We start from the raw sequence: 22,677 nt of genomic DNA on the forward strand, positions 1-22,677 counted from the left end.
TGAGATGCACAGTTCAAACGAAAGCTAGCCAGGCACCATGGGCTTTTTCCGTCGCAACACAGACAGCACTGCTGGATTGGAGACCACCCCCGTGACTTCCCCCGTCAAGCTCGCGGTCATCTACTACTCCTCGACCGGTTTCAGCGCCGAGATCGCGAAGGAGATCAGCGCGGCGGCAGAGAAGGCCGGGGCTGAGGTTCGGCTGCTGAAGGCCGCAGAGCTGGCCCCTGAGGCGGCCATCGCCTCCAACGAGGCGTGGGCCGCCCACGCCGCCGCCAGCGCCGGCGTCCCGGTGGCCACCCCCGCCGACGTCGAGTGGGCCGACGCCGTGATCTTCGGCTCTCCGACCCGCTTCGGCAACATCGCCTCGCAGCTCAAGCAGTTCATCGACACCCTGGGCGGCCTGTGGGCCCAGGGCAAGCTCGCCAACAAGGTCTACAGCGGCTTCGCCACCACCGCCACCGCCCACGGCGGCCAGGAGTCCACGCTCCTCGCGCTGTACAACTCCATCCACCACTTCGGCGGCATCATCGTCTCCCCCGGCTACACCGACCCGGTGAAGTTCGTCGACGGCAACCCCTACGGCACCTCGCACGTCGACGCCCAGGGCAACAACCCGATCGGCGACGACACCCGCAACTCCGCCCGCCACCAGGCCGAGCGCGTCATCCAGATCGCCGCGGCCCTCAAGGCCGGCCTCTCCGCCTGAGCCGTACTCAGCACCGCGTCCGCGCCGACAGGGACACTCTTCCTGTCGGCGCGGTCGTGCGTCGGTGGGGTGCTCGGCGCGGTCGGACGGTGCGCATGACGGGCTCCGCCCAGTGCAGGGAGGGCGTCCGGTCCGGAGGCCTGTCGGGCACCGCGAAGCCGTACCCGATGAGTGAGCCGACCGCGCGCAGCACGGCGGCGACGGACACGGGCGTCACCGCGCCGACCGCGTCGGCCACCGCTCCCCATACGGCGGCTCCCACCGCCATGCCCCCCCTGAAAGATCGTCAGGTAGACGGCCAGGGCCCGTGCCCGCACCCGTTCCGGCACGGTCGCCTGCATCTGCGAGTTCAGACAGCACGGAGAGTGGCCGCACAGGTGAACACACCCTAGGCGTCGGGCGATCCCGGCGACGCACCCCACGGCCGCCGTCAAGCCGAACGGCCCCGGTGTGCCACCGAAGCCCGGCAGATCGGGTGCGACGAGGTGAAAGTCATCGGACAACGCCTCCAGCTGGCGTCGCCACATCCGCCCGCCCCGCCCGGCACCGTGCACCAGGACCAGCGCCGAACGCGCTGCGCAGCCTCCCGAGATTTTTCCAGATTTTTTCAGAGCGATGATCCATCCGTGAAGTCCGTACGTACTTCCCTGCGAAGCAAGCCGCTCACGCCTGGAGGCAATATGCCCATCTCCCGGAACATGGCAGGAACCGTCTTTGTGGCGGGTGCGCTGGGTCTGACCCTCACCGCCCTCGCCTACCCCGCCATGCTCGGCGTCCAGACCACGTCGAGTTCTCCGGACCGCGTCATCGCCAACACCCGTTACGGTCCTCTGACCGAGGCGGACCGTGACTTCGTGGTCAAGGTGCGATCGGCCGGGCTGTGGGAGTACCCGCTCGGCGAGATCGCGTTGAAGAAGGGGTCAACGCCGGAGATGAGGGAGGCCGGCAAGCACCTGATCGTCGGCCACGCCGGACTCGACGCGATGTGCCGCAAGATCGCTCCTGAACTGGGCATCACCCTGCCGAACCAGGCGACCCCCCAGCAGCAGCAGTTCGTGGCGACCTCTGCGGCGGCGAACGGCAAGGAGTTCGACAACACCGCCGCGAACATCATGCGGGTCACCCACGGCCAGATCTTTCCGGCCATCGCGAAGATCCGCGCCACCACCAAGAACACCATGGTGCGCCAGCTCGCCGACCTGGCGAACGACACGGTGCTCGACCACATCACGGTGCTGGAGAGGACCGGCACGGTCAACTTCGACCAGGTCCTCTTCCAGCAGAGCACCCCGCCGAAGCTGCCCAAGGATCAGCTCACCCCGCCCGCGCCCCAGCCGGGCGCGCCGATGGTCGTTCTCACGCCCCGTCCGGACCTCAACGTGAACACGGCCGCCCCGTCGGACACCACCTCCCCGGCGCCCAGCCCGGCGGTCGGCTGATCAGCGGCAGGAGCATCCCGTCCACGGGGTCTCACGCAGACCACGTAGCGGACCGCCCCACCCCTTCGAAGGCGCGGGGCGGTCCTTGGACGTTCGGCCCTCACAGGTGCCGGAGTTCACGCCATGCCTGCGGGGGCAGCACGTAGGCGGCCTTGAAGGCGCGGCTGAAATGGGACGGGGACCTGAAACCCCAGCGGTGGGCAAGATCGGCGATGGTCTCGGTCGTCGGCGGTATGCGCGAGAGTTCGCGACGGCAGGCGTCGAGCCGTTGCGTGCGCACCCACTCACCGAATCCGACGCCGCTTCGAGCCGGTACGGAGTACAGATGGCGCACCGAGATGTGGTGGGCGGCGGCCACGCGGGCCGGGGTGAGGTCCCGCTCGGCGAGATGCGTCCGCATGTATTCGAGGATGCGTACGCCGAGCGTCTCGTGCAGGGTCCCCACGGCCAGCGAGGGCTTGTCCGACTCCGCCGCGATCGCGGCGCGGATGAGCTCCATGCTCGGCGCGGCGAGCAGGGGGCGGCGGTCCCGTCGAGGAGGTCGCGGGTTTCGGCCAGACGGGCCAGATACCCCGTCGCCACTCCCGAAACAGCGCCCTCCGCGCCCGGGGTGCGGGCGACGGCCTGGCCCAGCACCTCGTCGGGCAGGGCGATGACACGCACCGCGACTCGGAAGAAGTGCATGTCCACGCCGTGGTCGAACAGCAGGGTGTAGGGCCGTCGGGTGTCGTAGAACTGCGCCATCACCAGGGGAGCGCCCGGAACGCGTTGCTCAACGCGTGTCACACCTTTCGCTCATTGGGCAGTGCCCCATGGGCGGCCAAGGCGGAGCGGGAGCTACGTGCCGCGGGGGCCCTCGCAGGCCCGCCGGCCGGCGGACGGGAACTCCTGACAGCGCACCAACTGCGCGTCGCCCAGCTCGCGGCGGACGGTCTGACGAACAAGGAGATCGGACAGCTGCTGAAACTGTCGCCTCGCACGGTCTCCGATCATCTGTACCGGATCTACCCCAAGCTCGGTATCACTTCCCGAGCGGCGCTGGCCCGAGCCCTGAAGGCGGGTGAACACGCGTGATACGGGGGCGGATCCGCCGGGCTCGCCGAGCGTCTGCGGACCGCGCCCGATCCGGCCCCCGATGCCCGCGGAATCCGCTGGCTCGCATCCATGACCACGTGATTGTGTGATCGGATGACGGAATTCAGCGTCCTTGGTGACAGCACGGAATGGCAGAAGGACTTCGAGCGGCGGCGTCTCGCCTCGTACGCCGCCGGACTCGGTCCCGCCGCGGCGGAGCGCATGCTTGAGGCTCAGCGTGAGAGAGCTGGCGACGTGACCGTCGCCGAGATCAGGGACGCGGGGACCCGGGTGGGACATGTCGCCGTGGCCGTGGCCGACGACAACGGCACGCTCGCGGGGCGCATCAACGACCTGAGCGTCGACGCGTCCCACGCCGGCCGGGGGCACGAGCAGGCGGCCCGCGACTGGGCCGAGGCCTGGTGTGCGGAGCGTGGCGCACTGCGGTTGGACGTGGGGCTCACCGAGCCTGCGGGCGAGCTGTTCGACAGGTACGCCGTCCGGGGCCAGAGGAGGGTGCGTCTCATCAGCTCCCCGCCACAACCGCTCGGCGGGGTCACCGCACGGCCGATGACCGAGGCTGAGTACCCCGGGTGGCTCGCCGCCGAGAAGACCGCCTACGTCGCAGACATCGTCCGGTCCGGAGCCCTCAGCCGCGAGGAGGCCGTACGCAAGTCGGACCGCGACTTCACGGACCTGATTCCCGAGGGACTGGCGACGCCCGACCACACGTTCCTGGTGCTCGAGGCGGCGGGCGAGAAGATCGGCACCGGCTGGTTGAAGCACGGTTTCCTGCCGGGCGTCACCTACGGCTACTCGCTGCACGTCCGGGAGCAGTACCGCGGCAAGGGGTACGGGCGGGCCGCCATGGCGGTCGGCGAGCAGGCCACCCTCGCGGGCGGCGACTCGGCGCTGATGTTCACCGTGTGGGGCGGCAACGAGGTGGCGATGAACCTCTACACGAGCACCGGATACCGGGTCCTGGAGGAATACCGTTCCATCACCCTTGCCCCCTCCGCGGCCTGACGCGGTTCACGGCGCGGCGGTACCGCTGCCCAAGGGCCGCGACGGTGCCGGCGGGTGCACGCATCCTGGAACTGGGTTGTGGTGTGGGGCGGGTGACCCCCACCCCTCCTGGAAGGGGGGTTCACGGTGACTGCGGTGGACGAGTCCCCGGAGATGCTGGAGCGCGTCCGCGGGGCGCACGGTGTGCGGTCCGATCGAGGACCTCGACCTGGGTGAGACGTTCGACGCGGGGATGCCGGCGTCGTTCCTGGCGCACACCGGAAACGTCGAGGTCCGGGAGGCCTTTTTCGCGCCTGTCGGCGACATGTCGCTCCGGGCGGCTGTGTGCTGATCCAGCGGGGGCGCCTGGTGGTCGAGATGCGCGCCCGTCTCTCGCCCACCAGGCACGATGTTGATCACGCTGCGAGATACTTCACGGAGAGCTTCTCCTCCCTCGACGAACTGATGGCCGCGATCCTCAGGCAGATCCAGGAGGAAGAGGCCGGAAGGTGCCAGGAGTCCCTCGACGCCGGCGGCAACCGCCGTGACAGGGCACGTGGCATGCTCGAAGCCCTGACCCAAGGCGTGACCGACGACGCCCGAAGGGGTCGTGTCAAGCTGATCGAATCCCTCTCGGCAGGCCCGCTGGCGGCAAGTGAACGCCGACGCGGAATGCGCCACTTGGCAGGTCTGGTGGAATCGCTGCTCCTTGCGGGATGGCACAACCCCGAAAATCAAAACCACAGCCATGTCGATGGCCGTGGCCGGGGGCGTGAACCAAATTCTCCTCAACTGGGTCCACGGCGTCATCCAGAGCTCACGCGAGGACGTCGTCCAGCAATCACGCTACTTTTTCGAAGCAATTGCCGAATTCGGAGCCGGCACGCCACGAACCTGATCTCGGCAAGCCGCTGGAGCGCATCAGGGCGCCGCATGGGACGGAGCCGGACGACCACCGGCATCGCGGTGCCGCCAGACGAAGAAGACGGTGCCGGAGAGAACCGCCCAGCCGGCCAGCACCAGGAAGGGGAAAGCGTGCTGGTGGCCGGCGAAGTAGACGGCGGTGTGCTGGGCGTTCACCGAGGCCCCGGGCGGCAGCCAACGGCCGATGACACCTAGGGGCGACGGCAGCAGCGGCCAGGAGACGGCACCGCCCGAGGACGGGTTGCCGAGTACGACCATCAGTCCCCATGTCGGCAGTATGGCCCAGCGCCCGAACAGCGTGTTGAACATCGTGAAGACCGTGCCGGACACGAACATCGTCAGCGTCAGGATCGACCAGGACTCGACGAACGGCAGCTTCAGGGAGCCCAACAGCCAGTCCACCACCGCGGCGATCGTGAATCCGCCGAGCACGGCGTAGGCGAGGATGAAGGCGATACGTTCCCATGGCGCGAGCGCACGCGCATGCACGTTCAATTGGATGGCGCCGACAAAGCCGATGATCACGGCCGCGATGGAGATGTAGAAGATCGCCAGTCCCCGCGGATCGCCTCTCTGCAGCGGTTTGATGTCGCGAACGGTGACCGGCACCCCGGCAGCCTTGCCGACCTCCGCAGCCGTCGCCGTCAGCACCTGGGCCACGGAAGCCCCGGAGGCGCCGGAGACATCCAAGGTGACGGCGTCCCCATGGGAAGGGACGTGGAGCACGGCGAACACCGACTGGTCGTCCATGGCCTCCGTCGCCGCTCGGTAGCTGTCGTAGGCGCGCACCTTCAGCGAGGTGGACAGTCCCTTCTCCATCTCGGCGATGAAACGTCGGCCCTGCTCCTGGTCCCAGGCGCCGACGGCCGCGATGGGAACGGTGTGCGGGGTCGGGTTGGCCATCGCATAGGTGTAGGAACCGGCGAACAGCCCTGCCACGGATGCCACGATCAGCACCAGCACGGTAGCCGGAAGGTAGGGGGACTCCCGAAAGGCGGCCCAGCGGTCCGCCGGGGTGGGCGGCCGGCCATGCACACCATGCGGCAAATCAGGCATGGCGGATAGATTAGATCATTCACCCAACTCCCCCTCCTGTTCCACCGAGTGGCGGGAGGCCGGGGGCGGGCGCCGAACCTGGTGGTGAAGCCAATGCCGGCCGCGTACTTGGTAGGCAGGCACTGACCCCTTGGTGGTCGGCGCCGCCGGTCGCGCCGACCGGGCGAGTTCACATCCTGTCGCCCCGACTCTGCTTTCAGCAGGTCGGAGGCCGGTCTCTCATCCGTGACGGCGATGCCTTCCATGCGTCCGGGCCTACAGCAGCCGGGCCGCGAGTTCCTCCGGCAGGACGTCTCGGTTTGCCGGGGTGAGCTGGACGACCTCGATGTCGGGACGTCGCTTGAGGGCGTCGGTGAACGGATCGCGGTGCGTGTGGACCGTGGCGACGACGTCGACCGCTGCCACGAACAGCGCGTCGACCGCGTGCCGGAACGCCGTGCACGCCAATTCCATCCGCCCCAGCTCGTCGATGAGCACCAGCCGCGCTGTTGCCCCACCGGTTGCTGCCGACCGAAGCGAGGGCAGTGCCAGTCGCTCCATGACGCCCGGGTCGACACCGTATTTCCCAACCCGTGGCGGACCGGGCAGGTCGACATGGGCGAGCACTTCCCGCCGGCCTGCCAGGGTCTCCAGGGCGAATCCGACGCGGGCGCCGGACTGCCGGATCTCCACCGTGGTGAAGCCGGTGGCCGCGTGGGTGGGCAGCAACGCGGCCAGCCGACGCAGGGCGGTCGTCTTGCCCGCGCCAGGGCGGCCCTCGAGCAGGATCCTTGTCGGCACACTGCCATCTTCACCCCGCTCCCGGAGGCGACCCGGGTGGGCTCGGCCGAACGGGGGTTTTGGGGTGCGGAGCGGTGCCGGTGCCGCCGCTGCGGGTATGGCGGCGCGCATGAGCGGAATTGAACTCAGCAGCGCCGCGTTCGACGACAAAACGGTGATCCCCCGTCGGTACAGCGGGGAGGGTGAGAACATCTCACCGCCCCTGACCTGGTCGGGGGTACCCCACGAGGCCACGGAGCTGGTGCTCCTGTGCGAGGACCCGGACGCGCCGGGGACGACCTTCCTGCACTGGCTGGTGACCGGCATCGATCCGGGGACCACGGGGGCGGCGGAGGGCCAGAAGCCCCATGGGGGCCTACCGTGGCCCAACGGCTTCGGCCGCGTGGGCTGGGGAGGGCCGATGCCTCCACCGGGGCACGGGCCGCACCGTTACTTCTTCCGCCTGTACGCCCTGTCCGAGCCGCTGCCGCTGCACGACCACCCGGGCGTCGAGGACGTGCACCGTGCCCTGAAGGGCAGGGAGCTGGCCTCCGGCACCCTGATCGGGACCTATCAGCGCTGAGCGCGTCACCGCTGGTCGTAGCCATGGGCGCCACACAGCCGGACGAACCGCGCCGCGGTGACCGTCCTGCCGTGCACCAGGCTGTGGGCCCGCCGCTCGTCAGCTCGACGCGCCCCTGCCCGCCCTGCCCGATCGACTGGACGAGCCTGCCACCGGTGCGGAGCTGATCCACGAGCGGCTCAAGCACTCGCGGGAAGGCCGCGCAGACGATGACGACGTCGTACGGGGTACGGGTCGGCATCCAGAGGATCCCGTCGTCGGCTACTGCCTCGGCATTGCCGACGCCCTGCCCGCGGCCGACCGCAGCAAACGCCCTCCGGGTGACTGGGCAGCGGCTTGTGTCGACTCGCGCATCGGATGCCGAACATGACTGTGGTGCCGCCCCGGCGGGGCGGCGCCACAGGAGAGCCGATCAGGGCTCCAGGAAGGGCTTCCTACTTCGTCGTGCCCCAGAGCTGGCTGTCCGGCACATGGGACGGGTTGCCCATCAGCCTGGCGACCCGGATCTGCGCGGGCACCGCGGTCCGGTGACCGTCGCGCTTGTGGCCGCCGTGCTGGAACCAGCTGTTGGTGAAGGTCATCGCGTAGGGGTGGGCAATGTTCGTGGTCGAGCCGTTGACCAGCGGGAAGTGTGCCTGGGAGGCAGTCGAGGGCGAGTCCGCGGTGTCGATGATCCAGACAGTCCTGGCCGACACACCGCACTTCTGCAGGGTGAGACCCTCGTTCTGGTACGCGGTGTGGGCCAGGCCCGCGCACAGGCCGGTGCGCTCGCCGTGCGGCGCGTACTCGACTTCCACCGCGCGCAGATCGCCGTAGTGCCGGTTCACCTCGGCGGACACAAGGCCGTCCTTGTAGTAGTCGGACACCTTGCCCGAGCGGTGGCCGACGATGTCCCCGGCCGCGTCGGACGTGCTGACGGGGTTCATCGCCGTGGGCTGGCCGACGCTCGCCACCCCGCGGTACACGGTCTCGACCAGGTTGGGCTGCTCGGACGTGCCGAACTTGACGCTGTAGATCTTGATGCAGCTGTCGCCACACTCCGGGGTGGCCGCATTCGCCGAGAATGCTCCCGCCGCACCAAGGCCACCGACCATGGTCGCCACTGCCGCCGCGGCCAGCACCCTGTTCCTGATGGACATGGATTCTTCTCTCACTCGGATCGTATTGGTGGAACCCTGCGCACAGTCGAGCCTCACTGGGTCTGGGCAGGGTGGTCGTGATGGGTCGCCCGGCTGGACCGGGCCGCCGCGGGTGTGCCGTGCTCGTGGAGGTCGGCCCGCCGTGCGGTTGATCTGCAGGTGCAGCAGTTGCAGGCGGCTGCAGTGACCGCGCGCGTCCGTCAGGCGCTTGCGCCGGTCGGTCAGTTCGAAATACTGGTCGATGACCTCGCCTTCACCAGCGGTGAACGGTTCGCCGATGATGCGGCCTTCGGGGTCGACGACGGCGGTGAAGAAGCCGCCGGAAAACGCGCCGGTGGGGCCGCCGGTGTCCTCAGCGATCTGTGCCTGCTGGTCGGCGTCGAGTCAGGCCGCGGCATTGACTACGAAGAAGGGCGAATTCAGAGCGTGCCGAGGGGTGTTGACCCCGTCTGCTCGGCGAACGGCGGGCCGCCGAAGGCCCCGGGCACATGGCGGCGTGGATCTGCTCGCCGTCCGCGTCAAACCGCAGCCGCGTGTTGTAAATGGTGCCGCCGTCACGCTCGTTGACGCCGATCGAAACCACCATGGGAGCTTCCCGGGCGGCTTCGGCGACCGCGTCGGTCGCGGCGGACGGTGCAGCCACCGCCTCCTTGAGCAGGCGCACGCGTTCCTTGGTCATGGTGCAGGGGGCGGCACGAAGGAAAACCAGGAGTAGTGGGGAACGACGGTCTCAGGAAGGACCGCGAACTCGACATCCTGCTCGCCCAGTTCCAGGACCTTCCGCACAACCTTCTCGACCGTGCCCGCACGTCTGTAGAGCACGGGACTGATCTGAACCGCGGCGGCTTTCACGACAGTCATGACAGGACTCCGTTCCGACATGGGCACTGCGCAGGTCTGTGGTGTTGGGGATCCGGAATATCAGCGCAACAGGGACTGACCCCCGGGGTCGTGCAGGTGACGGACCCCGGATATCGGGCGACCTTCCCCTCCGCGAACCACCGACCGCAGACTGCCGACGGCCCCGGAGATGGATGTGAGCATATGCTCGTATCTATCGAGAGGCAAGAGCGACGGCGCAGGTGCGGGTGCAGGTCGGCTTCGGCGCCGGAGCCGCCCCTCATCGGTCATGAGGGTTTCGATCCCGCGGACCCCGGGACGTGTGCAATATCGTGGGCGTTTCCGGGGGTCGTAACCGTCCGGCTGCACTGATGCCCGCCTGACCGGCGGGCACACCGAAGCAGGGCGCCCTGACTGCCTGATGACGGCCGTCGTCAGCGGCCGTGCCGCCGCGGGCACCTCGGCCATGTGTTGCCGCCGGGCTTTGGTGGCGCCATCGGGCGTGTCCTCACGCTTGCCACCTCCAAGATGTGAGCATATGCTCACATATGTCGGCTGGGCTGTCCGTAGCGGGCTGAACCCACCCCCACCATCCGGCCTGCGGCAGCATGTTCGAAGGAGGCATGACATGGCGAACACGGAAAGCGGCGACTCCGATCGTCAGGGGCTCAGCTACTACCCGTGGTGGCTGGACAACCTGGCCGACGACGCCACACTGGAAGGCGGGGCGATGAACGGCACCGCGCGTGGTGCGGATGCGGTGCGTGCCATCGTGGTCAAGGCCCGCGAACTGTACGAGTTCCAGGACTTCAGCTTCACCGGTGACTTCGGTGACAACGACTTCCTGGAGATCTACTCCGCTTCGGTCCAGGGTGAGCCTCTGACGGTTGTCGTGACGGTCACCCGCAACGCTGCCGGGCAGGCCCAGGACCTCGGTTGCTCCACCGGCCGCGCAACTCGCTGCTGCTCTTCTCCCGGCTGATGCACGAGAAGTTCGCGGGTGACCCCCTTGCCGAGCACTTCCTCGCCGACGAGTCCTAGGCCAACTGATGACCGCCAGCAATCTTGTTCTCATTCCCGGCGCCGGCGGCGTGGGCCGCACGGTCTTCGAGCATCTGTGTGCCCAGGACGTACCGGTGCGTTTCATGGTCCGCCGCGAGGACGAGCGCGCGGCCGAGTTGCGGGCGCTCGGCGCGGAGGTGGTCCTCGGTGATCTGACCCGGCCCGAGAGGGTCGCGGCCGCGCTGGAGGGCGTGTCGCGGATGTACTTCGCGATGCGTGTGTCGCCGGATCACCTGCTGGCAGCCACGGTGGTGGCCTCCGTCGCCCGGGAGCACGGGCAGCTGGATGCCCTGGTCGACCTGTCGCAGATGACAGTGTCTCAGATGACTGCCGTCAGCACCTCGGAGTCCCACCAGCAGCGTCTGCACTGGCTGGCGGAGCAGGTCTTCGACTGGTCGGGACTGCCGGTGGTGCATGTCCGGCCGACGTCGTTCCTGGACAATCCGCTCTTCACGTCGCTGGCGGCGCGGACGATTCGGGAGAACGGCACGATCGCGCTGCCGTTCGGCGCCGGACGCACCTCGCCGGTCACCGTCGACGACGTCGCCCGGGTCGTGGCCACCGTGCTGCGCGATCCGGCTCCACACATCGGGAAGGTCTACGAACTCACCGGGCCGCGCTCGGTCGACATGAACGAGATGGCCGCGGAGTTTTCCCGGGCGCTGGGCCGACCGGTGTCCTACGTGGATGTGCCGCTGGACCGGTGGGAGGCCGAAGTGCTCGCGAAGGTGGGCCTGCCACCGCACATCGAGCGTCACATCGCCGTCATGGGACGGCTCCACGAGGAGAACCGCTACGACCGCACGGCCGACGGCGTCGAGCGCGTCACCGGCGTCCCTCCGCAGTCGATCGAGGAGTTCGTGGCCGCTCGCAAGGACTTCTACCTGGGCTGAGCCGCTCCGCCGCGGCCGGAGTTCGCCGCAGGACGACTGGTCCTCTCGCCGGTGTCCACGGCGAGGGGGCCGCCCTCGCCACGGGGGCCGGTACGAAACCAACCGGATCCCGGGCACGTCCGACGGCATCCCATCTACGGAAGAGAACCCCATGCTCCCCGCCGACACCTTCTGTCGCCGCGACCGGCTGCGCCGTATCCGCCCCGCCGGCACCGTTGCCGTGCCAGGGCCGGCCGCCACGACGCGATCGTGCGCCGCGAGAACGTCTCCCGCCACGCCGGGGCCGGCTTCGGCCGGCGATCACAGTCCAGGTGATCACCGCCTGAAGGACAAGTGGAGCTGACGCAGGGAGTTGCCCCGGACCGGTCTCGCCCGGCCCATGCCACCACATGGGCCGGGCCGCCTCTGCAGGGGCCTCGGTGGCGCACCAGGCCTATTCAGCCCAGGGCTCGAAGCCGGTCCGAAGGATGGCCTCCAGGGACACGCGCAGCTCGGATGCGTCACCGGCACCGAAGCGCTCCTCGAACCGGTCTTGCACCTCTTGCCACAGGGGCAGCGCCGCCTTCAGTCGGGAAATCCCGTCCGGCGTGATCGTGACGATCCGGGCACGACGGTCGGCTGCCGATGTCTCGACGGTCACCAGGCCCTCCCGCGCGAGCGGCTTCAGGTTGGAGGCCATCGTCGTACGGTCCATGGCGATCATGTCCGCGAGGCTGGTGATCTTCATTTCTCCCGCAGCGCCGAGCTTCTGCAGGATGCTGAACTGCGTTGCACGGAGACCGGCGGGCGCCAGAGCCTTGTCGTACGTCGCGCCGAGGTACCGGGCCGCCTTGCGTAGTGCCAGGTTGTTGCACAGGTCGTCGCGGTCCGTCACCGTAGCGGTCATCGTCTCCTCCAGAGTTTCCCCGTCCAGGATACGAGCATCTACTCACTTACGTGAAGGGGCCCCGCACCCGGGGCCAGGATGCAGGTCCTGTCCTACGCGAACGGCCGCCCCTGCACGTCGGAGACTTTGCGGCCCCCACCCATGCAGCCTCGCGCCGACTCGACGGCCGCCCGGATTGTATGCGGCAGCGACGGCGGGTGCGTGCATACCGCATCGGCTCGCGCAGGTTGGCGCTGGAGATGCCCGGCGACAGCGGGAGTCCGTTCCGGTCCGTGATCAGATGGGGCCCCGATCCGGCTCCGGTGTTCGGCCTCGCAATCCGCTCGACTCGGGGTGAGTTACCGCATCACCGTTCGAATAACCCCGAGTTCGCGCGATTGCTCACGAGTCTGTTGAAACCGAAAGCCTCGCAAGCGCTTGCTGACGTCATGATGTGAACCCTGCGTGGGGAGACGCAGCAGACCTTGGGGGGTCATATGGAGGCTTTGCGTGCGCTGGGGGTGGGGGATCCCGAACGGGTCGGGCCCTACCGTGTGGTGGGCCGGCTGGGGGCCGGCGGAATGGGGCGGGTCTATCTGGCCCGGTCCAAGGGCGGCCGGGCGGTCGCCGTGAAGGTCGTACGGCCCGAGCTCGCCGAGGACCGCGAGTTCCGGCAACGGTTCGCTCGGGAGGTCGCCGCCGCCCGCCGGGTCAACGGAGTGTTCACAGCGGGGGTGGTGGACGCGGACCCGGCCGCGGACCCGCCATGGCTGGCCACCGCGTATGTGCCGGGGATCTCGCTGGACACCGCCGTCGCCCGGCACGGGGCCTGGCAGGCGGGCCCGGTGACGACGCTCGCGGCGGGGCTCGCCGAGGCGCTGGAGGCGATCCACGCGGCGGGGCTCGTGCACCGTGATCTGAAGCCGTCGAACGTGCTGCTCGCCGCCGACGGTCCCCGGGTCATCGACTTCGGCATCTCGACGGCCACCGAGGCGAGCGCGATCACCCGTACCGGGGTTGTGATCGGAACACCCGGGTTCATGTCGCCGGAGCAGCTCACCGGTGAACCCGTCGGACCGGCGAGCGACGTGTTCGCGCTGGGCGCGGTCCTCGCGTTCACCGCGTCGGGCTCCGGCCCCTTCGGCACCGGCTCGGCCCAGGGCCTGATGTACCGCATCGTCCACGGCGAACCCGACCTGGACGCCGTGCCCGAGGCGATGCGCGGTCTGGTCGCGCGCTGCCTGGCCAAGCGCCCGGAGGACCGGCCGACCGTCGACGCGCTCCTCGCGGAACTCACCGACGCGGCCGGCGCGGCCCGTACGACGCTGCTGTTCACCAGCGCGTCCTGGCTCCCCCCGACGGTGGCCTCGACAGTACGGGAGGCCTGGGACGGGGCGTCGGGCGAGGTGGCGACGGTGCCGGAGACGCCCCCGGCCGGGGGTAAGGCCATCGCGCCCGAGACGCCGGTGGCCGGGGGCGGTGGACATCCGTCGGCCGATACGCCGTCACCTCCCGGATCCGCGAGCCCTTCCACTCCGGCCCACGAGGCGCCCACCGTGGCGGGGCCGGTTCCGGCGACCCCGCCGCCGGCCTACACGCCGACCGCCTTGGTGTCGGACCCGGTGAGGAGCGGCGCCGGAGCGGACACTCCTCCGCCCGGAACTCCGCCCCCAGGCGCACTGCCCACGCCGATACCGGGGAAGTTCGGCGGCCCGCACGGGAGTTCCTCGCGCGCACGTCGTGTGGCCGTGATCGGCTCCGTTCTCGCCGCGGTGCTGGCGATCGGGCTGGTGGCGTGGCGGGCGGACGCCCTGTTCGGCGGTGGCGGGTCCGGCTCGGACTCGGGGAACTCGATCTTGGATCCGTCGCCGCACGTCTCACCGGGCGATGACACCCCGTCCACGCCGGACGACACCCCGTCCACGCCCGAGAACAGCCCATCTACGCCCGACAACAGCCCGTCCGCGCCCGAGAACAGCCCAGCTTCGCCCGAGAACAGCCCGTCCACGCCCGACCCGAACGTCACAGGCCTGACGGGCCAATGGAACGGCAGCTACGTGTGCAACCAGGGCATCACAGGCCTGGTGCTCACCATCGAGGACCACGACGACGGCACAGCGGACGCCGTGTTCGCGTTCTATCCGGCGCCCTCCAACCCCCAGGTGCCCCGCGGCTCGTTCGCGATGGCGGGTACCGTCCAGAACGGTGTGCTGACGCTGCGGGCGACGCATTGGATCAACCAGCCGCCGGGCTATCTGGCGGTCGACCTCCAGGGCACCTACGACACGTCCACTCCGAACCACCTGGACGGCCGGATCTACGGCCCGAACTGCACGACGTTCTCGGCGGACCGTTCCTGAGCCGCCGCTCCGACGGCAGGAGCTGAGCCGGGCCGCCGCCGGAAGCGGACGGCGACCCGGGGTTCGCCGCGGACGGCTCCGCAAGGAGCCCGCCGCGGCGAACCGATGCCGTACTCAGCCTTCGATGCGGTGCTGGGTCCAGAACGAGGTCAGGTCCGTGGTCGTGGCTGCCTGGGCGGCTGCCTTGAACTCGGCCGTGGTCGAGACGCCGTACCAGTGAGCCGCCGCATAGCTCCTCAGCAGCTGCGTCATGGCGCTGTCGCCGAGGACGCGCCGCAGGTCGTGCAGGGCGCACTTGCCGTAGCCGTAGACGACGGTGGAGTACCGGGAGGAGTGGGCGTCCCAGTAGGCCATCGAGTTGGTGATCTTCTCCGCCGACGAGGCCCAGGACACATTGTTCCAGCAGTTGGTGCCGGTCTTGTTCTGTGCCAGGTCGGTGGCGTAGTCGGTGAACGCCTCGTCGAGCCACGGGCTGTTGTACTCGTCGTCGCCGACGATGCCGTACCACCACTGGTGACCGATCTCATGGGTGAGCGCCGTGGTGCTGACCAGGTCGAGGACGAACCCGGGGTACTCCATGCCGCCGAACCAGAAGTTGTTGTCGATCACGGCGTCCAACTCGCCGTAGGGGTAGGCACCGAACCGCGACGCATGGGTGTCGACAGCGCTCTTGGCGGTGCTGAGCATCGACTGGGCGTCGGACGAACTGATGCCTGAGACGGAGTAGACGTTGACGGGTGTGCCGGCGGGCGAGGTGCCGGAGATCTTGCTGAAGGGGCCTGCCGCCCAGGCGAAGTCGCGGACCTTGGAGGCGGTGGCGGTGGTGATCGTGCGTCCGCTGGAGCCGGGAGTGTCGACCGAGGAGCCGGTGGCCGGTACGAGCAGGGTGGTCGGGTGGTCGAGGGTCACCTTGAAGTCGGCGGCCAGGGAGTAGAACGACTCGCCGTTGTTGGTGTACGGGTCCAGGTGCCAGCCCGCCCCGTCCTTGACCGCGAGCACCGGCAGGGCGTTGCCGATGAAGTTGAAGGCCCCGTCGTGGCCGAACCGGTCGGCGCCGCTGGGCACGGTGATGCCCAGGTCGAAGCCGATCGTGGCGCTCTGGCCCTGGGCGAGGGGCGTCGGGAGGTCGATCTTGAGGGCGGTGCAGGCGACGGACAGGGCGCCCGCGGTGCCGCCGGTGACATTGCCGACGGTGATGGGCAGGGCGGAGCAGGTGCCGTGGTAGTTGTCCCACAGCCTCAGATACACCTCGCTGAGCGCAGTGGCGGACGCGTTGGTGAAGGTGGCGCTCTCATGGCCCGTCCAGACCGTGCCGGAGCTGTTGCTGCTGAGGCTCACGGTGTACGAGGGTGCGGCCGGGGTGCGGGTGGAGTCCGCGGGTGGGGCCGTGCCGCCGGAGGTGTCGAGGCTGACGTCGTCGACGACGAAGCTCGTCTGGAGGCTGGAGTCCTCGGTGCCGGTGAAGGCGACGGACACGGTCTGCCCCGCGAACGCCGACACGTCGAACGACTTCTGCACGTACCCGGTGTTCCTGTCGAGGTTCGAGTACGTCGCGAGGGTCGTGCTGCCGATCTTCGCCGTCAGCTTGTCGTACGCGGTGGACGAGGTCGTCTCGGCCGTGTCGACGTGCAACCAGAAGCTGAGGGTGGCGGTGCTGCATCCGGACGGGATGGTCACGCTCTGCGTGAGGCTGTCGGTGTGGGTGCTGCCCACACCGTCCAGCCAGGCGAAAGAGGTGCCGCCATGGGCCGTCTGACCTGCCCGGTCGGTGATGACTCCGGTCTTCGACTGGGTCCAGGACGAAGTCCCGCTCTCGAACCCGCCGTTGGTGATCACCTGGGACGGGGTGCAGGCGGCGGCCGCGGGGGCCGTGGACGCAGTGGCCGCCGCGGGGGCCGTGGACGCAGTGGCCGCCGCGGGGGCCACGGGAAGCAGGACGGCGGCCATCGCGGCGACGGCGAGTGCGCTCGTCGCGAGGGCCTTGTGGGGGGTGGGTCTCACATGAAACTCCTTTGCGCCGGCCGGGGTTCCGGCTCGCTCGGTGACCGCCCGTCGGCTTGGGTGCGCCGATGGGCGGCCGGGGCTGCGTATCGCTCGCGCGATCGCTGAGTGAGCTTCCTGCCGCCTCCTCGTGGGGCCGGGGCGACGGCTACCGGCAGCGTGGCAGATTTGACCGGAGCATGCCATTGGGCAAACCACCGGGAAACGTGGCCATTTCCACGACGGTCTGCGCGATCGACTCTACGTCCTCGCCCGTGAAGTCCAGCTCGTCACCGGCTCCCGGCTCCCGGCTCCCGGCTCCCGGCTCCCGGTTCCCACGGCGAGCGTCACACCCCACCTCCCACGGTTATGCCACACCTCCCCGGAAGGCGGCGACGAGGTCCGCCGTGGTCACGATGGCATGGGCGAAGGTCGGGCCGTTCAACTCATGTGCTGCGTGCATCATCTCGGGCTGGAAGGCCGCCGTGGCGTCGCGGACCAGTGTCACGTGATAGCCGAGCTCCATGGCGAATCGAGCGGTGGACTCGATGCAGGTGTTCGCCAGGAGGCCGATCATCACCACATGGGAGATGCCGTGCTGCTTGAGCTGGAGGTCCAGGTCGGTGTTGGCGAACCCGCTCTGCGCCCAGTGCTCATGGGCGACCACCTCGCCCGGCTGAGGCTGGAAGTCGGGGTGGAACTCCCCACCCCAGGTGCCTCGGGCGAAGCTGTGCCGCTCCATGATGCTGCGCTGGGTCGGGTTGGGGTGGTCCCACGTCTCGTAGTCCCCCGGCTCCCAGCGGCGGTGCGGGACGAACACCACACGGGCGCCGACCTCGCGGGCGGAGCCGACCACGGAGCGCAGATTGTCGAGCAGACGGACCTCCTGGGCCACGGGCTCCACCCGCGGCCAGATCTTGCCGCCCTCGGAGAGAAAGTCGTTGTAGGGGTCGACCAGCAGGACCGCCGTACGGCGGAGGTCGTAGGTCTCGGACATGATTCTCCTCAGATCTGGATGACTGACAACATCCTGATCTGAGGATTGCGCTCGTCATCCTGAAAGTCAAAGACGCCCGGCTCACATTGCTCGTTTCGCGCAATGTGTATGATGAGCATCATCCAGATCCAGCGATCCGGTACAGGAGCCACTCCCGGAGGGAAGAGCGACATGGGGCACTCGCAGACGGAGAAGGCGGCGTCCCGCGAGCGAGTGCTCCGCATGGCGGCCCGCAGAGTCCGCGCCGAGGGCGTCACCCGCCCCGGCGTCGCGGAGCTCATGAAGGAGGCGGGTCTGACCCACGGCGGCTTCTACAGGCACTTCGCCTCTCGTGACGATCTGATCGGCCAGGCCGTCGCTCTGGCCCTGGCCGAAGGGTCGGCGAAGATGCGGCGGGCCGCCCGGAAGAACGCGCGGGAGCCCCGCCGCGGACTCGTCGACTCCTATCTGAGCAAGCAGCACCGCGACGCTCCGGCCACCGGATGCGCCCTCGTCACCCTCGGCGCCGCCGCGGGGCGCGGCGACCAGCGGTTCAAGGAGGCCTATGAGAAGCAGGTCCGCACCTATCTGGACCTGATCGCCGGCCCGGACGGCACCTTTGAGGAGGCCCGGGCCGAGGCCATGCTCATCCTGAGCGCGCTGGTCGGCGCCCTGCTCATGTCCCGGGCCGTGGCCGACCCCGCCCTCTCCGACGAGCTGCTCAGCCATGTCGCAGGTGAACTCGAACGGTACGTATCGCCGGACTCCGCTCCCCCCGCCTGACTCCGGCCGAGCCCCGCACCCCCTGCACCCTCGGGTCGTACGCGACCTGCACGTGGGTATCAGGAGGTGAGGACCATACGGAAATGGGCGGCGCCGGACAGCATCTTGCGGAACGCCTCGTCGGCCTCGTCCAGCGGTACGGTCTCGTTCAGCGCCCTGCCCCGTACAGGGCGCTGAACGCCATGGTGTCCTCGACGTCCTGTGCGGTGCCGGAGGCATGGCCGCCCACTCCGTGACTCGGGTGGGGCCTACGAGGCGCCGGGACCGGCAGCAGGGTCCGCCGCGCCAGGTGAGCGGACCCTGCTGCCGGTGCATGCGTGGCGGATCAGCTGTGGGAGACGGTCAGCCCGTAGAACGCGACCCGGGCCCCGTTGGTGGTGCTGTCCGACGACGACTGGTTGTAGGAGCCCGCCTTGAAATACTGCTTGTACGGCTTGAAGGACGAGGGGATGGAGTAGTGGGTGGTGCTGCCGTTGACGGTCAGGTCGATGGTGTTGCCCCCGGACACACCGATGGTGTAGCTCCAGGTCTTCCCGATCGACACATGTCCCACCGTGTGCAGGGTCTGGCCGCCGGACGGTGAGTTCTCGGTGCCGAGGACGATGTCACCGCCCGCGTGGTAGTACAGCTCCAGCAGCGGCTTGGTGGACGATCCCCCGGTGCCGAGGTGGATCTGCCCCACGCACACGTTGGACGTCACGGACACCACGCGCAGGGTCGCGTTCAGGCGGTGGGTGCCGCTGAGCGACCAGTTCGCGGCGCTGCCGTCGCGGTTCATCTCCCGGAGTTCGGAGCGGGCGTAGTTGGAGTTGGGCGTGGTGACGCCTTTCTCGGGCGCCCAGAAGGTCATGGCCCCGTCGCGGGTGTCGGTGTAGAAGTACGAGTCCTGGTAGCCGTTGGGCCCCTGGAGCCGGGACGACGGGATCGTGGTCGGGGACCCGGGGGAGCCGACCGGCTCCTGGAGCTGCCATATCGACAGGTCGAAGTTGCCGCCGGGTGCGACCTTCGGGTTCGCGGCGTTCGCGCTGCCGGTGCCGAGGGCGGCAAGTGTGCCCACGACAGTCGCGACGGTCACGGTCGCGAGGAGCCTGCTATGCGTCATGTGGGGGCCTCCGGTGGGGAGAGGGCGGAGTGGGGGTTACCGCGTGGTGCGCTGGAAGGTCTGGGCGCCGGACCCGTCGCAGCCGCGTCGGGTCAGCTGGATGCCGTTGTCGGGGGTGGCCGCGGCGCTGAGGCACTGGCCGCTGTGGCGGGCGACGAAGTGGTAGCGACCGGCGCTCTCCTGGACGGGCTGCCACTGCTGGTCCAGCCCGGCCAGGAGTATGAACAGCCTCAGCACTTCACGGGCGTCGGCGGAGTGTCTCACGACGCTGAAGCGGGGCTCGGTCATGGCGATTTCCAGCCTTTCGCGGGCGATGACGGTGAGGGGAGCCGCGAGAGTCGAGTTCAACAGGCTGAACAATGAATGCATTCTTGGATCGCTGGTGACCTGAGAACCTAAAGGTCTGAACCAGGCACGTCAAGAGGTGAAGCAAGGGCGGCGCCCCACGCGCGAGGGACGCTCACTTCCTGGAACTGGCCATCGGACCGCTCACGGGCGGGTGTTCAGCATCCTGACCCCGCCCGGCGTGCGCGGACTCAGTCCGTCGCGCCGCCGCCCAGCACCAGCGAGCGGAAGGCCGCCACCACCGAGCGCAGATCGATGCGGTGCCAGGCGGCGAAGAGCCGTACGCAGGCGTGGTGCCAGGGCAGTTCACGTACGGCGACGCCCTCGGTGGCGCCCCGCAGCATGCTCTTCTGGATCAGGGCCAGGCCCAGACCCGAGGCGACGAGGCCGAGTGCGGTCAGCGGCTCGGCCGCTTCGAAGCGGACATCAGGGGCGAAGCCCGATGCCGTACAGGAGGCGATGAAGGCATCCCGCCAGGCGGGATCCTCGGAGTTCTCCACCGCGACCCACGGCAGCCCGTCCAGATCGGCGGGAGCGAGCTCCTTGCGGCCGGCCAGCGGGTGGTCCGCGGGCAGCACGAGCAGCAGCGGGTCGTCCAGCAGCGGCGCGGAGATGAGGTCCGGGTCGTCCTCTGCGGGAGGCTCGTGGACCAGGGCGATGTCGAGACTGCGCTGCCGCAGCCCTTCGAACTGCTCGGCGGGGGTCAGGCTGTACAGCGCGACATGGATGCCGGGGTTTCGCTGGTTCAGTACCCGCAGGGCATTGGGCAGGATGCCGGTGTGCATGGCGTGGGCGGCGTACCCGATGCACAGTCCGCCCTCCTCGCCGCGGCCCAGGCGGCGGCCCAGGTTCTCCAGCCGGTCCGCGTGCCGCAGCAGCGCCTTCGCCTCGGTGAGGAACACGCGGCCGTCCGCCGTGAGCCGGAGGCGCTGCTGGCTGCGCTCGAAGAGGGCGAGGCCCAGCTTCTGCTCCAGCTGAGCGATCTGCCGGCTGAGCGGAGACTGGGAGATGTGCAGGGCCTCCGCCGCTCGGCCGACGTGTTCCGCTTCGGCCACGGCGACGAAGTAGCGGAGCTGGCGCAGATCGAGCATGTGAGACCTCGGGAGACTGAACTCAGTCCAAGTGTGTCTTGGACAGTCTGATGTCTCGATCCTAGCGTGGAGTACGCACAGCCGGCGGCCCGCCGAAACGCGTTCAGCGCGGCACCGGCGCACCGCCACCCGATCACTGCGAGGACATCTCCATGAGCATCACCACCCTCCTTCCCGGACGACTCGGCTTCGGCACCGCCCCGCTGGGCAACATGTTCCGGGCCATCCCGGACGACGAGGCCGCGGCCACCGTGGAGGCGGCCTGGCAGCACGGCATCCGCTACTTCGACACCGCGCCGTTCTACGGCGCGGGCCTGTCGGAGATCCGGCTCGGCGAGGCCCTGTCCGGCCACCCCCGTGACGCCTACGTACTGAGCACCAAGGTCGGCCGCATCATCCTCGACGAGGTCGAGGACCCCGCGGCCCGCGACCTGGGCGAGAAGGGCGGCCTCTTCGAACACGGGCGCCCCAACAAGATCGTCAACGACTACTCGGCCGACGCCACGCTGCGCTCCGTCGAGGACAGCCTCAAGCGGCTCAGGACCGACCGGCTCGACATCGTGTGGGTGCACGATGTGGCCCAGGACTTCCACGGCGACCAGTGGCTGGCCGAGTACGAGTCGGCCCGCACCGGAGCCTTCCGCGTTCTGGACCGGCTGCGGGACGAAGGCGTGATCAAGGCCTGGGGGCTGGGCGTCAACCGGGTCGAGCCGCTGGAGCTGACCCTGGACCTGGAGGAACCCCGCCCCGACGCCTTCCTGCTCGCCGGCCGCTACACCCTGCTGGACCACGGCCGGGCACTGCAGCGCCTGCTGCCCGCCGCGGCCGCGCAGAACGTCGACATCGTCGTCGGCGGCCCGTACAGCTCCGGCGTTCTCGCCGGCGGCACCCACTTCGAGTACCAGAAGGCGCCCGCCGACATCGTCGCGAAGGTGGAGCGGATCAAGGCGCTCGCGCAGCAGCACGGGATCGGCATCAAGGCGGCCGCTCTGCAGTTCTCCCTGGCCCACCCCGCCACGGTGGCGGCCATCCCCGGCGCCACCCGGCCGAGCCGCATCGCCGAGGACGTCGCCGCACTCGACGAGACCGTCCCGGCCGCTTTCTGGACCGCGCTTCGCGAGGAGAAGCTGATCTCTCCCGACGCCCCGGTGCCCACCGTCTGAGCCCTGGCCCCGCACTCCCCCGCTTCGACCCCGCCGGCCGACCCCCGCCGGCGCACTCCCTGGAGAAACCCATGGCCACGACCACCGTATCCCTGGAGATCCCCGTCACCGCCGACCGTGTCTGGCAGCTGATCGGCGGATTCGGCGCGCTGCCCGACTGGCTGCCGTTCATCCCCGGCAGCGAGCTGCGCGAGGGCGGCCGCGTACGCAGACTGAAGAACGAGGACGGCGGCGTCATCGTCGAACGGCTGGAGGCCTTCGACAACAAGGCCCGCACCTACAGTTACTCGATCGTCGAGGCTCCCTTCCCCATCACCGGCTACCTGTCCACCCTGAGCGTGCACGAGGTGCCCGGCGGGCAGAGCGCGCGCGTGGAGTGGACAGGGACGTTCACCCCCGTCGGAGTGACCGACGAGGAGGCCGTCAGCCTCTTCCACGGCATCTACACCGACGGACTGGCCGCGCTGCGGCAGACGCTCGTCGGCTGAGCTCCTGTGCCGGTGCCCCGGCAGGCAACGTCGGCCCGTCG

Annotated in this window: 25 protein-coding genes and 4 pseudogenes; 13 read left to right on the forward strand and 16 right to left on the reverse strand. The window is 69.3% G+C overall.

Translation table 11 applies throughout. The features are described 5' to 3' along the window. The first annotated feature begins 91 nt into the window (after window positions 1-91). Window positions 92-709 carry an NAD(P)H:quinone oxidoreductase gene (gene wrbA / locus ACFY2Z_RS27580; RefSeq protein ID WP_390746784.1) on the forward strand — a complete coding sequence of 206 codons (618 nt, stop codon included), beginning with the start codon at window positions 92-94 and terminating at the stop codon, window positions 707-709. Window positions 710-716: 7 nt separating this feature from the next. Here wrbA and ACFY2Z_RS27585 read toward each other — a convergent pair whose 3' ends face one another. Both ACFY2Z_RS27585 and ACFY2Z_RS27590 read right to left on the reverse strand, forming a co-directional pair. After that, on the reverse strand, window positions 717-977 hold the full coding sequence (locus ACFY2Z_RS27585) for an MFS transporter (RefSeq protein ID WP_390746785.1): 261 nt from the start codon (window positions 975-977) through the stop codon (window positions 717-719). 184 nt (window positions 978-1,161) lie between these two features. Continuing rightward, window positions 1,162-1,263, reverse strand: a pseudogene (locus ACFY2Z_RS27590) (alpha/beta fold hydrolase); the annotation flags it as partial. 126 nt (window positions 1,264-1,389) lie between these two features. On the opposite strand from ACFY2Z_RS27590, the gene ACFY2Z_RS27595 reads away from it, so the two are divergent. Beyond that, on the forward strand, window positions 1,390-2,148 hold the full coding sequence (locus ACFY2Z_RS27595; protein ID WP_390746786.1) for a DUF4142 domain-containing protein: 759 nt from the start codon (window positions 1,390-1,392) through the stop codon (window positions 2,146-2,148). Window positions 2,149-2,248: 100 nt separating this feature from the next. Here ACFY2Z_RS27595 and ACFY2Z_RS27600 read toward each other — a convergent pair whose 3' ends face one another. Then, a complete protein-coding gene (locus ACFY2Z_RS27600) occupies window positions 2,249-2,647 on the reverse strand; it encodes a helix-turn-helix transcriptional regulator (RefSeq protein WP_390746787.1) in 399 nt (132 codons plus the stop codon). Window positions 2,648-2,946: 299 nt separating this feature from the next. On the opposite strand from ACFY2Z_RS27600, the gene ACFY2Z_RS27605 reads away from it, so the two are divergent. The 4 genes and pseudogenes from ACFY2Z_RS27605 (at window position 2,947) to ACFY2Z_RS27620 (ending at window position 5,125) form a co-directional block, all read left to right on the forward strand. Then, on the forward strand, window positions 2,947-3,222 hold the full coding sequence (locus ACFY2Z_RS27605; protein ID WP_390746788.1) for a response regulator transcription factor: 276 nt from the start codon (window positions 2,947-2,949) through the stop codon (window positions 3,220-3,222). A 114-nt stretch (window positions 3,223-3,336) separates the two neighbouring features. Continuing rightward, window positions 3,337-4,248, forward strand: coding sequence for a GNAT family N-acetyltransferase (locus tag ACFY2Z_RS27610; RefSeq protein ID WP_390746789.1), 912 nt, complete (start codon window positions 3,337-3,339; stop codon window positions 4,246-4,248). After that, window positions 4,245-4,587 (forward strand): annotated as a pseudogene (locus tag ACFY2Z_RS27615) (class I SAM-dependent methyltransferase); the annotation flags it as partial. The gene ACFY2Z_RS27610 and the pseudogene ACFY2Z_RS27615, both read left to right, overlap by 4 nt. Before the next feature lie 295 nt (window positions 4,588-4,882). Then, complete coding sequence (locus ACFY2Z_RS27620) at window positions 4,883-5,125, forward strand: hypothetical protein (RefSeq protein ID WP_390746818.1); 243 nt, start codon at window positions 4,883-4,885, stop codon at window positions 5,123-5,125. Window positions 5,126-5,148: 23 nt separating this feature from the next. Here the strand turns inward: ACFY2Z_RS27620 and ACFY2Z_RS27625 are convergent, their stop codons facing one another. Together ACFY2Z_RS27625 and ACFY2Z_RS27630 are read right to left on the reverse strand one after the other, a co-directional pair. After that, window positions 5,149-6,207 (reverse strand): ABC transporter permease, encoded by a 1,059-nt coding sequence (locus ACFY2Z_RS27625; protein ID WP_390746790.1) that lies wholly within the window; start codon window positions 6,205-6,207, stop codon window positions 5,149-5,151. Window positions 6,208-6,462: 255 nt separating this feature from the next. After that, entirely contained in the window at window positions 6,463-6,987 is a 525-nt protein-coding gene (locus ACFY2Z_RS27630; protein ID WP_390746791.1) for a nucleoside-triphosphatase, read from the reverse strand. A gap of 109 nt (window positions 6,988-7,096) precedes the next feature. Here ACFY2Z_RS27630 and ACFY2Z_RS27635 point away from each other — a divergent pair, with 109 nt between their 5' ends. After that, a complete protein-coding gene (locus ACFY2Z_RS27635; RefSeq protein ID WP_390746792.1) occupies window positions 7,097-7,549 on the forward strand; it encodes a YbhB/YbcL family Raf kinase inhibitor-like protein in 453 nt (150 codons plus the stop codon). A 175-nt stretch (window positions 7,550-7,724) separates the two neighbouring features. Here ACFY2Z_RS27635 and ACFY2Z_RS27640 read toward each other — a convergent pair. The 4 genes and pseudogenes from ACFY2Z_RS27640 to ACFY2Z_RS27655 form a co-directional block, all read right to left on the reverse strand. Further along, window positions 7,725-7,790 (reverse strand): annotated as a pseudogene (locus ACFY2Z_RS27640) (protein-L-isoaspartate(D-aspartate) O-methyltransferase); the annotation flags it as partial. A 193-nt stretch (window positions 7,791-7,983) separates the two neighbouring features. Continuing rightward, window positions 7,984-8,688, reverse strand: a complete 705-nt coding sequence (locus tag ACFY2Z_RS27645) for a hypothetical protein (protein WP_390746793.1) — start codon at window positions 8,686-8,688, stop codon at window positions 7,984-7,986. 352 nt (window positions 8,689-9,040) lie between these two features. Then, window positions 9,041-9,367, reverse strand: a complete 327-nt coding sequence (locus ACFY2Z_RS27650; RefSeq protein WP_390746794.1) for a nitrilase-related carbon-nitrogen hydrolase — start codon at window positions 9,365-9,367, stop codon at window positions 9,041-9,043. Beyond that, window positions 9,364-9,549 carry a hypothetical protein gene (locus tag ACFY2Z_RS27655; RefSeq protein ID WP_390746795.1) on the reverse strand — a complete coding sequence of 62 codons (186 nt, stop codon included), beginning with the start codon at window positions 9,547-9,549 and terminating at the stop codon, window positions 9,364-9,366. The genes ACFY2Z_RS27650 and ACFY2Z_RS27655 overlap by 4 nt, the downstream gene beginning before the upstream one ends. A gap of 607 nt (window positions 9,550-10,156) precedes the next feature. Between ACFY2Z_RS27655 and ACFY2Z_RS27660 the strand changes: the two genes are divergently transcribed. Together ACFY2Z_RS27660 and ACFY2Z_RS27665 are read left to right on the forward strand one after the other, a co-directional pair. Beyond that, on the forward strand, window positions 10,157-10,510 hold the full coding sequence (locus tag ACFY2Z_RS27660; RefSeq protein ID WP_390746796.1) for a hypothetical protein: 354 nt from the start codon (window positions 10,157-10,159) through the stop codon (window positions 10,508-10,510). 67 nt (window positions 10,511-10,577) lie between these two features. After that, on the forward strand, window positions 10,578-11,483 hold the full coding sequence (locus tag ACFY2Z_RS27665; RefSeq protein WP_390746797.1) for an NmrA family NAD(P)-binding protein: 906 nt from the start codon (window positions 10,578-10,580) through the stop codon (window positions 11,481-11,483). 433 nt (window positions 11,484-11,916) lie between these two features. Here the strand turns inward: ACFY2Z_RS27665 and ACFY2Z_RS27670 are convergent, their stop codons facing one another. Next, window positions 11,917-12,357 carry a MarR family winged helix-turn-helix transcriptional regulator gene (locus tag ACFY2Z_RS27670; protein WP_390746798.1) on the reverse strand — a complete coding sequence of 147 codons (441 nt, stop codon included), beginning with the start codon at window positions 12,355-12,357 and terminating at the stop codon, window positions 11,917-11,919. A 488-nt stretch (window positions 12,358-12,845) separates the two neighbouring features. Here ACFY2Z_RS27670 and ACFY2Z_RS27675 point away from each other — a divergent pair, with 488 nt between their 5' ends. Then, window positions 12,846-14,708 carry a protein kinase gene (locus ACFY2Z_RS27675; RefSeq protein ID WP_390746799.1) on the forward strand — a complete coding sequence of 621 codons (1,863 nt, stop codon included), beginning with the start codon at window positions 12,846-12,848 and terminating at the stop codon, window positions 14,706-14,708. 114 nt (window positions 14,709-14,822) lie between these two features. On the opposite strand, the gene ACFY2Z_RS27680 is transcribed toward ACFY2Z_RS27675, so the two are convergent. Continuing rightward, a complete protein-coding gene (locus tag ACFY2Z_RS27680) occupies window positions 14,823-16,709 on the reverse strand; it encodes a M1 family aminopeptidase (protein WP_390746800.1) in 1,887 nt (628 codons plus the stop codon). Window positions 16,710-17,055: 346 nt separating this feature from the next. After that, complete coding sequence (locus ACFY2Z_RS27685) at window positions 17,056-17,685, reverse strand: isochorismatase family cysteine hydrolase (RefSeq protein ID WP_390746801.1); 630 nt, start codon at window positions 17,683-17,685, stop codon at window positions 17,056-17,058. 171 nt (window positions 17,686-17,856) lie between these two features. Here ACFY2Z_RS27685 and ACFY2Z_RS27690 point away from each other — a divergent pair, with 171 nt between their 5' ends. Further along, a complete protein-coding gene (locus ACFY2Z_RS27690) occupies window positions 17,857-18,447 on the forward strand; it encodes a TetR/AcrR family transcriptional regulator (RefSeq protein WP_390746802.1) in 591 nt (196 codons plus the stop codon). 59 nt (window positions 18,448-18,506) lie between these two features. Here the strand turns inward: ACFY2Z_RS27690 and ACFY2Z_RS27695 are convergent. From ACFY2Z_RS27695 to ACFY2Z_RS27710, 4 genes and pseudogenes are all read right to left on the reverse strand, one after another. Beyond that, window positions 18,507-18,676 (reverse strand): annotated as a pseudogene (locus tag ACFY2Z_RS27695) (alcohol dehydrogenase); the annotation flags it as partial. A gap of 96 nt (window positions 18,677-18,772) precedes the next feature. Then, on the reverse strand, window positions 18,773-19,549 hold the full coding sequence (locus ACFY2Z_RS27700) for a polysaccharide lyase family 7 protein (protein WP_390746803.1): 777 nt from the start codon (window positions 19,547-19,549) through the stop codon (window positions 18,773-18,775). A gap of 36 nt (window positions 19,550-19,585) precedes the next feature. Beyond that, window positions 19,586-19,837 (reverse strand): RICIN domain-containing protein, encoded by a 252-nt coding sequence (locus ACFY2Z_RS27705; protein WP_390746804.1) that lies wholly within the window; start codon window positions 19,835-19,837, stop codon window positions 19,586-19,588. A 248-nt stretch (window positions 19,838-20,085) separates the two neighbouring features. Then, entirely contained in the window at window positions 20,086-20,985 is a 900-nt protein-coding gene (locus ACFY2Z_RS27710) for a LysR substrate-binding domain-containing protein (RefSeq protein ID WP_390746805.1), read from the reverse strand. Window positions 20,986-21,137: 152 nt separating this feature from the next. On the opposite strand from ACFY2Z_RS27710, the gene ACFY2Z_RS27715 reads away from it, so the two are divergent. Then, complete coding sequence (locus ACFY2Z_RS27715; protein ID WP_390746806.1) at window positions 21,138-22,148, forward strand: aldo/keto reductase; 1,011 nt, start codon at window positions 21,138-21,140, stop codon at window positions 22,146-22,148. A 71-nt stretch (window positions 22,149-22,219) separates the two neighbouring features. Continuing rightward, complete coding sequence (locus ACFY2Z_RS27720) at window positions 22,220-22,636, forward strand: SRPBCC family protein (protein WP_390746807.1); 417 nt, start codon at window positions 22,220-22,222, stop codon at window positions 22,634-22,636. Window positions 22,637-22,677 lie beyond the last annotated feature (41 nt).

This window comes from Streptomyces sp. NPDC001222, from assembly GCF_042896945.1.
In the GTDB taxonomy this organism is placed as follows: Bacteria; Actinomycetota; Actinomycetes; order Streptomycetales; family Streptomycetaceae; genus Streptomyces; species Streptomyces gibsoniae.

Excerpts from the sequence above, each read along its gene's own strand:
- ACFY2Z_RS27665 (WP_390746797.1), top strand. The coding sequence starts at position 10,578 with ATGACCGCCAGCAATCTTGTTCTCATTCCCGGCGCCGGCGGCGTGGGC.
- ACFY2Z_RS27650 (WP_390746794.1), bottom strand. The coding sequence starts at position 9,367 with ATGACCAAGGAACGCGTGCGCCTGCTCAAGGAGGCGGTGGCTGCACCG.
- ACFY2Z_RS27675 (WP_390746799.1), top strand. The coding sequence starts at position 12,846 with ATGGAGGCTTTGCGTGCGCTGGGGGTGGGGGATCCCGAACGGGTCGGG.
- ACFY2Z_RS27720 (WP_390746807.1), top strand. The coding sequence starts at position 22,220 with ATGGCCACGACCACCGTATCCCTGGAGATCCCCGTCACCGCCGACCGT.
- ACFY2Z_RS27595 (WP_390746786.1), top strand. The coding sequence starts at position 1,390 with ATGCCCATCTCCCGGAACATGGCAGGAACCGTCTTTGTGGCGGGTGCG.
- ACFY2Z_RS27685 (WP_390746801.1), bottom strand. The coding sequence starts at position 17,685 with ATGTCCGAGACCTACGACCTCCGCCGTACGGCGGTCCTGCTGGTCGAC.
- ACFY2Z_RS27645 (WP_390746793.1), bottom strand. The coding sequence starts at position 8,688 with ATGTCCATCAGGAACAGGGTGCTGGCCGCGGCGGCAGTGGCGACCATG.
- ACFY2Z_RS27655 (WP_390746795.1), bottom strand. The coding sequence starts at position 9,549 with ATGACTGTCGTGAAAGCCGCCGCGGTTCAGATCAGTCCCGTGCTCTAC.
- ACFY2Z_RS27700 (WP_390746803.1), bottom strand. The coding sequence starts at position 19,549 with ATGACGCATAGCAGGCTCCTCGCGACCGTGACCGTCGCGACTGTCGTG.
- ACFY2Z_RS27635 (WP_390746792.1), top strand. The coding sequence starts at position 7,097 with ATGAGCGGAATTGAACTCAGCAGCGCCGCGTTCGACGACAAAACGGTG.
- ACFY2Z_RS27585 (WP_390746785.1), bottom strand. The coding sequence starts at position 977 with ATGGCGGTGGGAGCCGCCGTATGGGGAGCGGTGGCCGACGCGGTCGGC.
- ACFY2Z_RS27705 (WP_390746804.1), bottom strand. The coding sequence starts at position 19,837 with ATGACCGAGCCCCGCTTCAGCGTCGTGAGACACTCCGCCGACGCCCGT.
- ACFY2Z_RS27625 (WP_390746790.1), bottom strand. The coding sequence starts at position 6,207 with ATGCCTGATTTGCCGCATGGTGTGCATGGCCGGCCGCCCACCCCGGCG.
- ACFY2Z_RS27660 (WP_390746796.1), top strand. The coding sequence starts at position 10,157 with ATGGCGAACACGGAAAGCGGCGACTCCGATCGTCAGGGGCTCAGCTAC.
- ACFY2Z_RS27715 (WP_390746806.1), top strand. The coding sequence starts at position 21,138 with ATGAGCATCACCACCCTCCTTCCCGGACGACTCGGCTTCGGCACCGCC.
- ACFY2Z_RS27600 (WP_390746787.1), bottom strand. The coding sequence starts at position 2,647 with ATGGAGCTCATCCGCGCCGCGATCGCGGCGGAGTCGGACAAGCCCTCG.
- ACFY2Z_RS27690 (WP_390746802.1), top strand. The coding sequence starts at position 17,857 with ATGGGGCACTCGCAGACGGAGAAGGCGGCGTCCCGCGAGCGAGTGCTC.
- ACFY2Z_RS27610 (WP_390746789.1), top strand. The coding sequence starts at position 3,337 with ATGACGGAATTCAGCGTCCTTGGTGACAGCACGGAATGGCAGAAGGAC.
- ACFY2Z_RS27710 (WP_390746805.1), bottom strand. The coding sequence starts at position 20,985 with ATGCTCGATCTGCGCCAGCTCCGCTACTTCGTCGCCGTGGCCGAAGCG.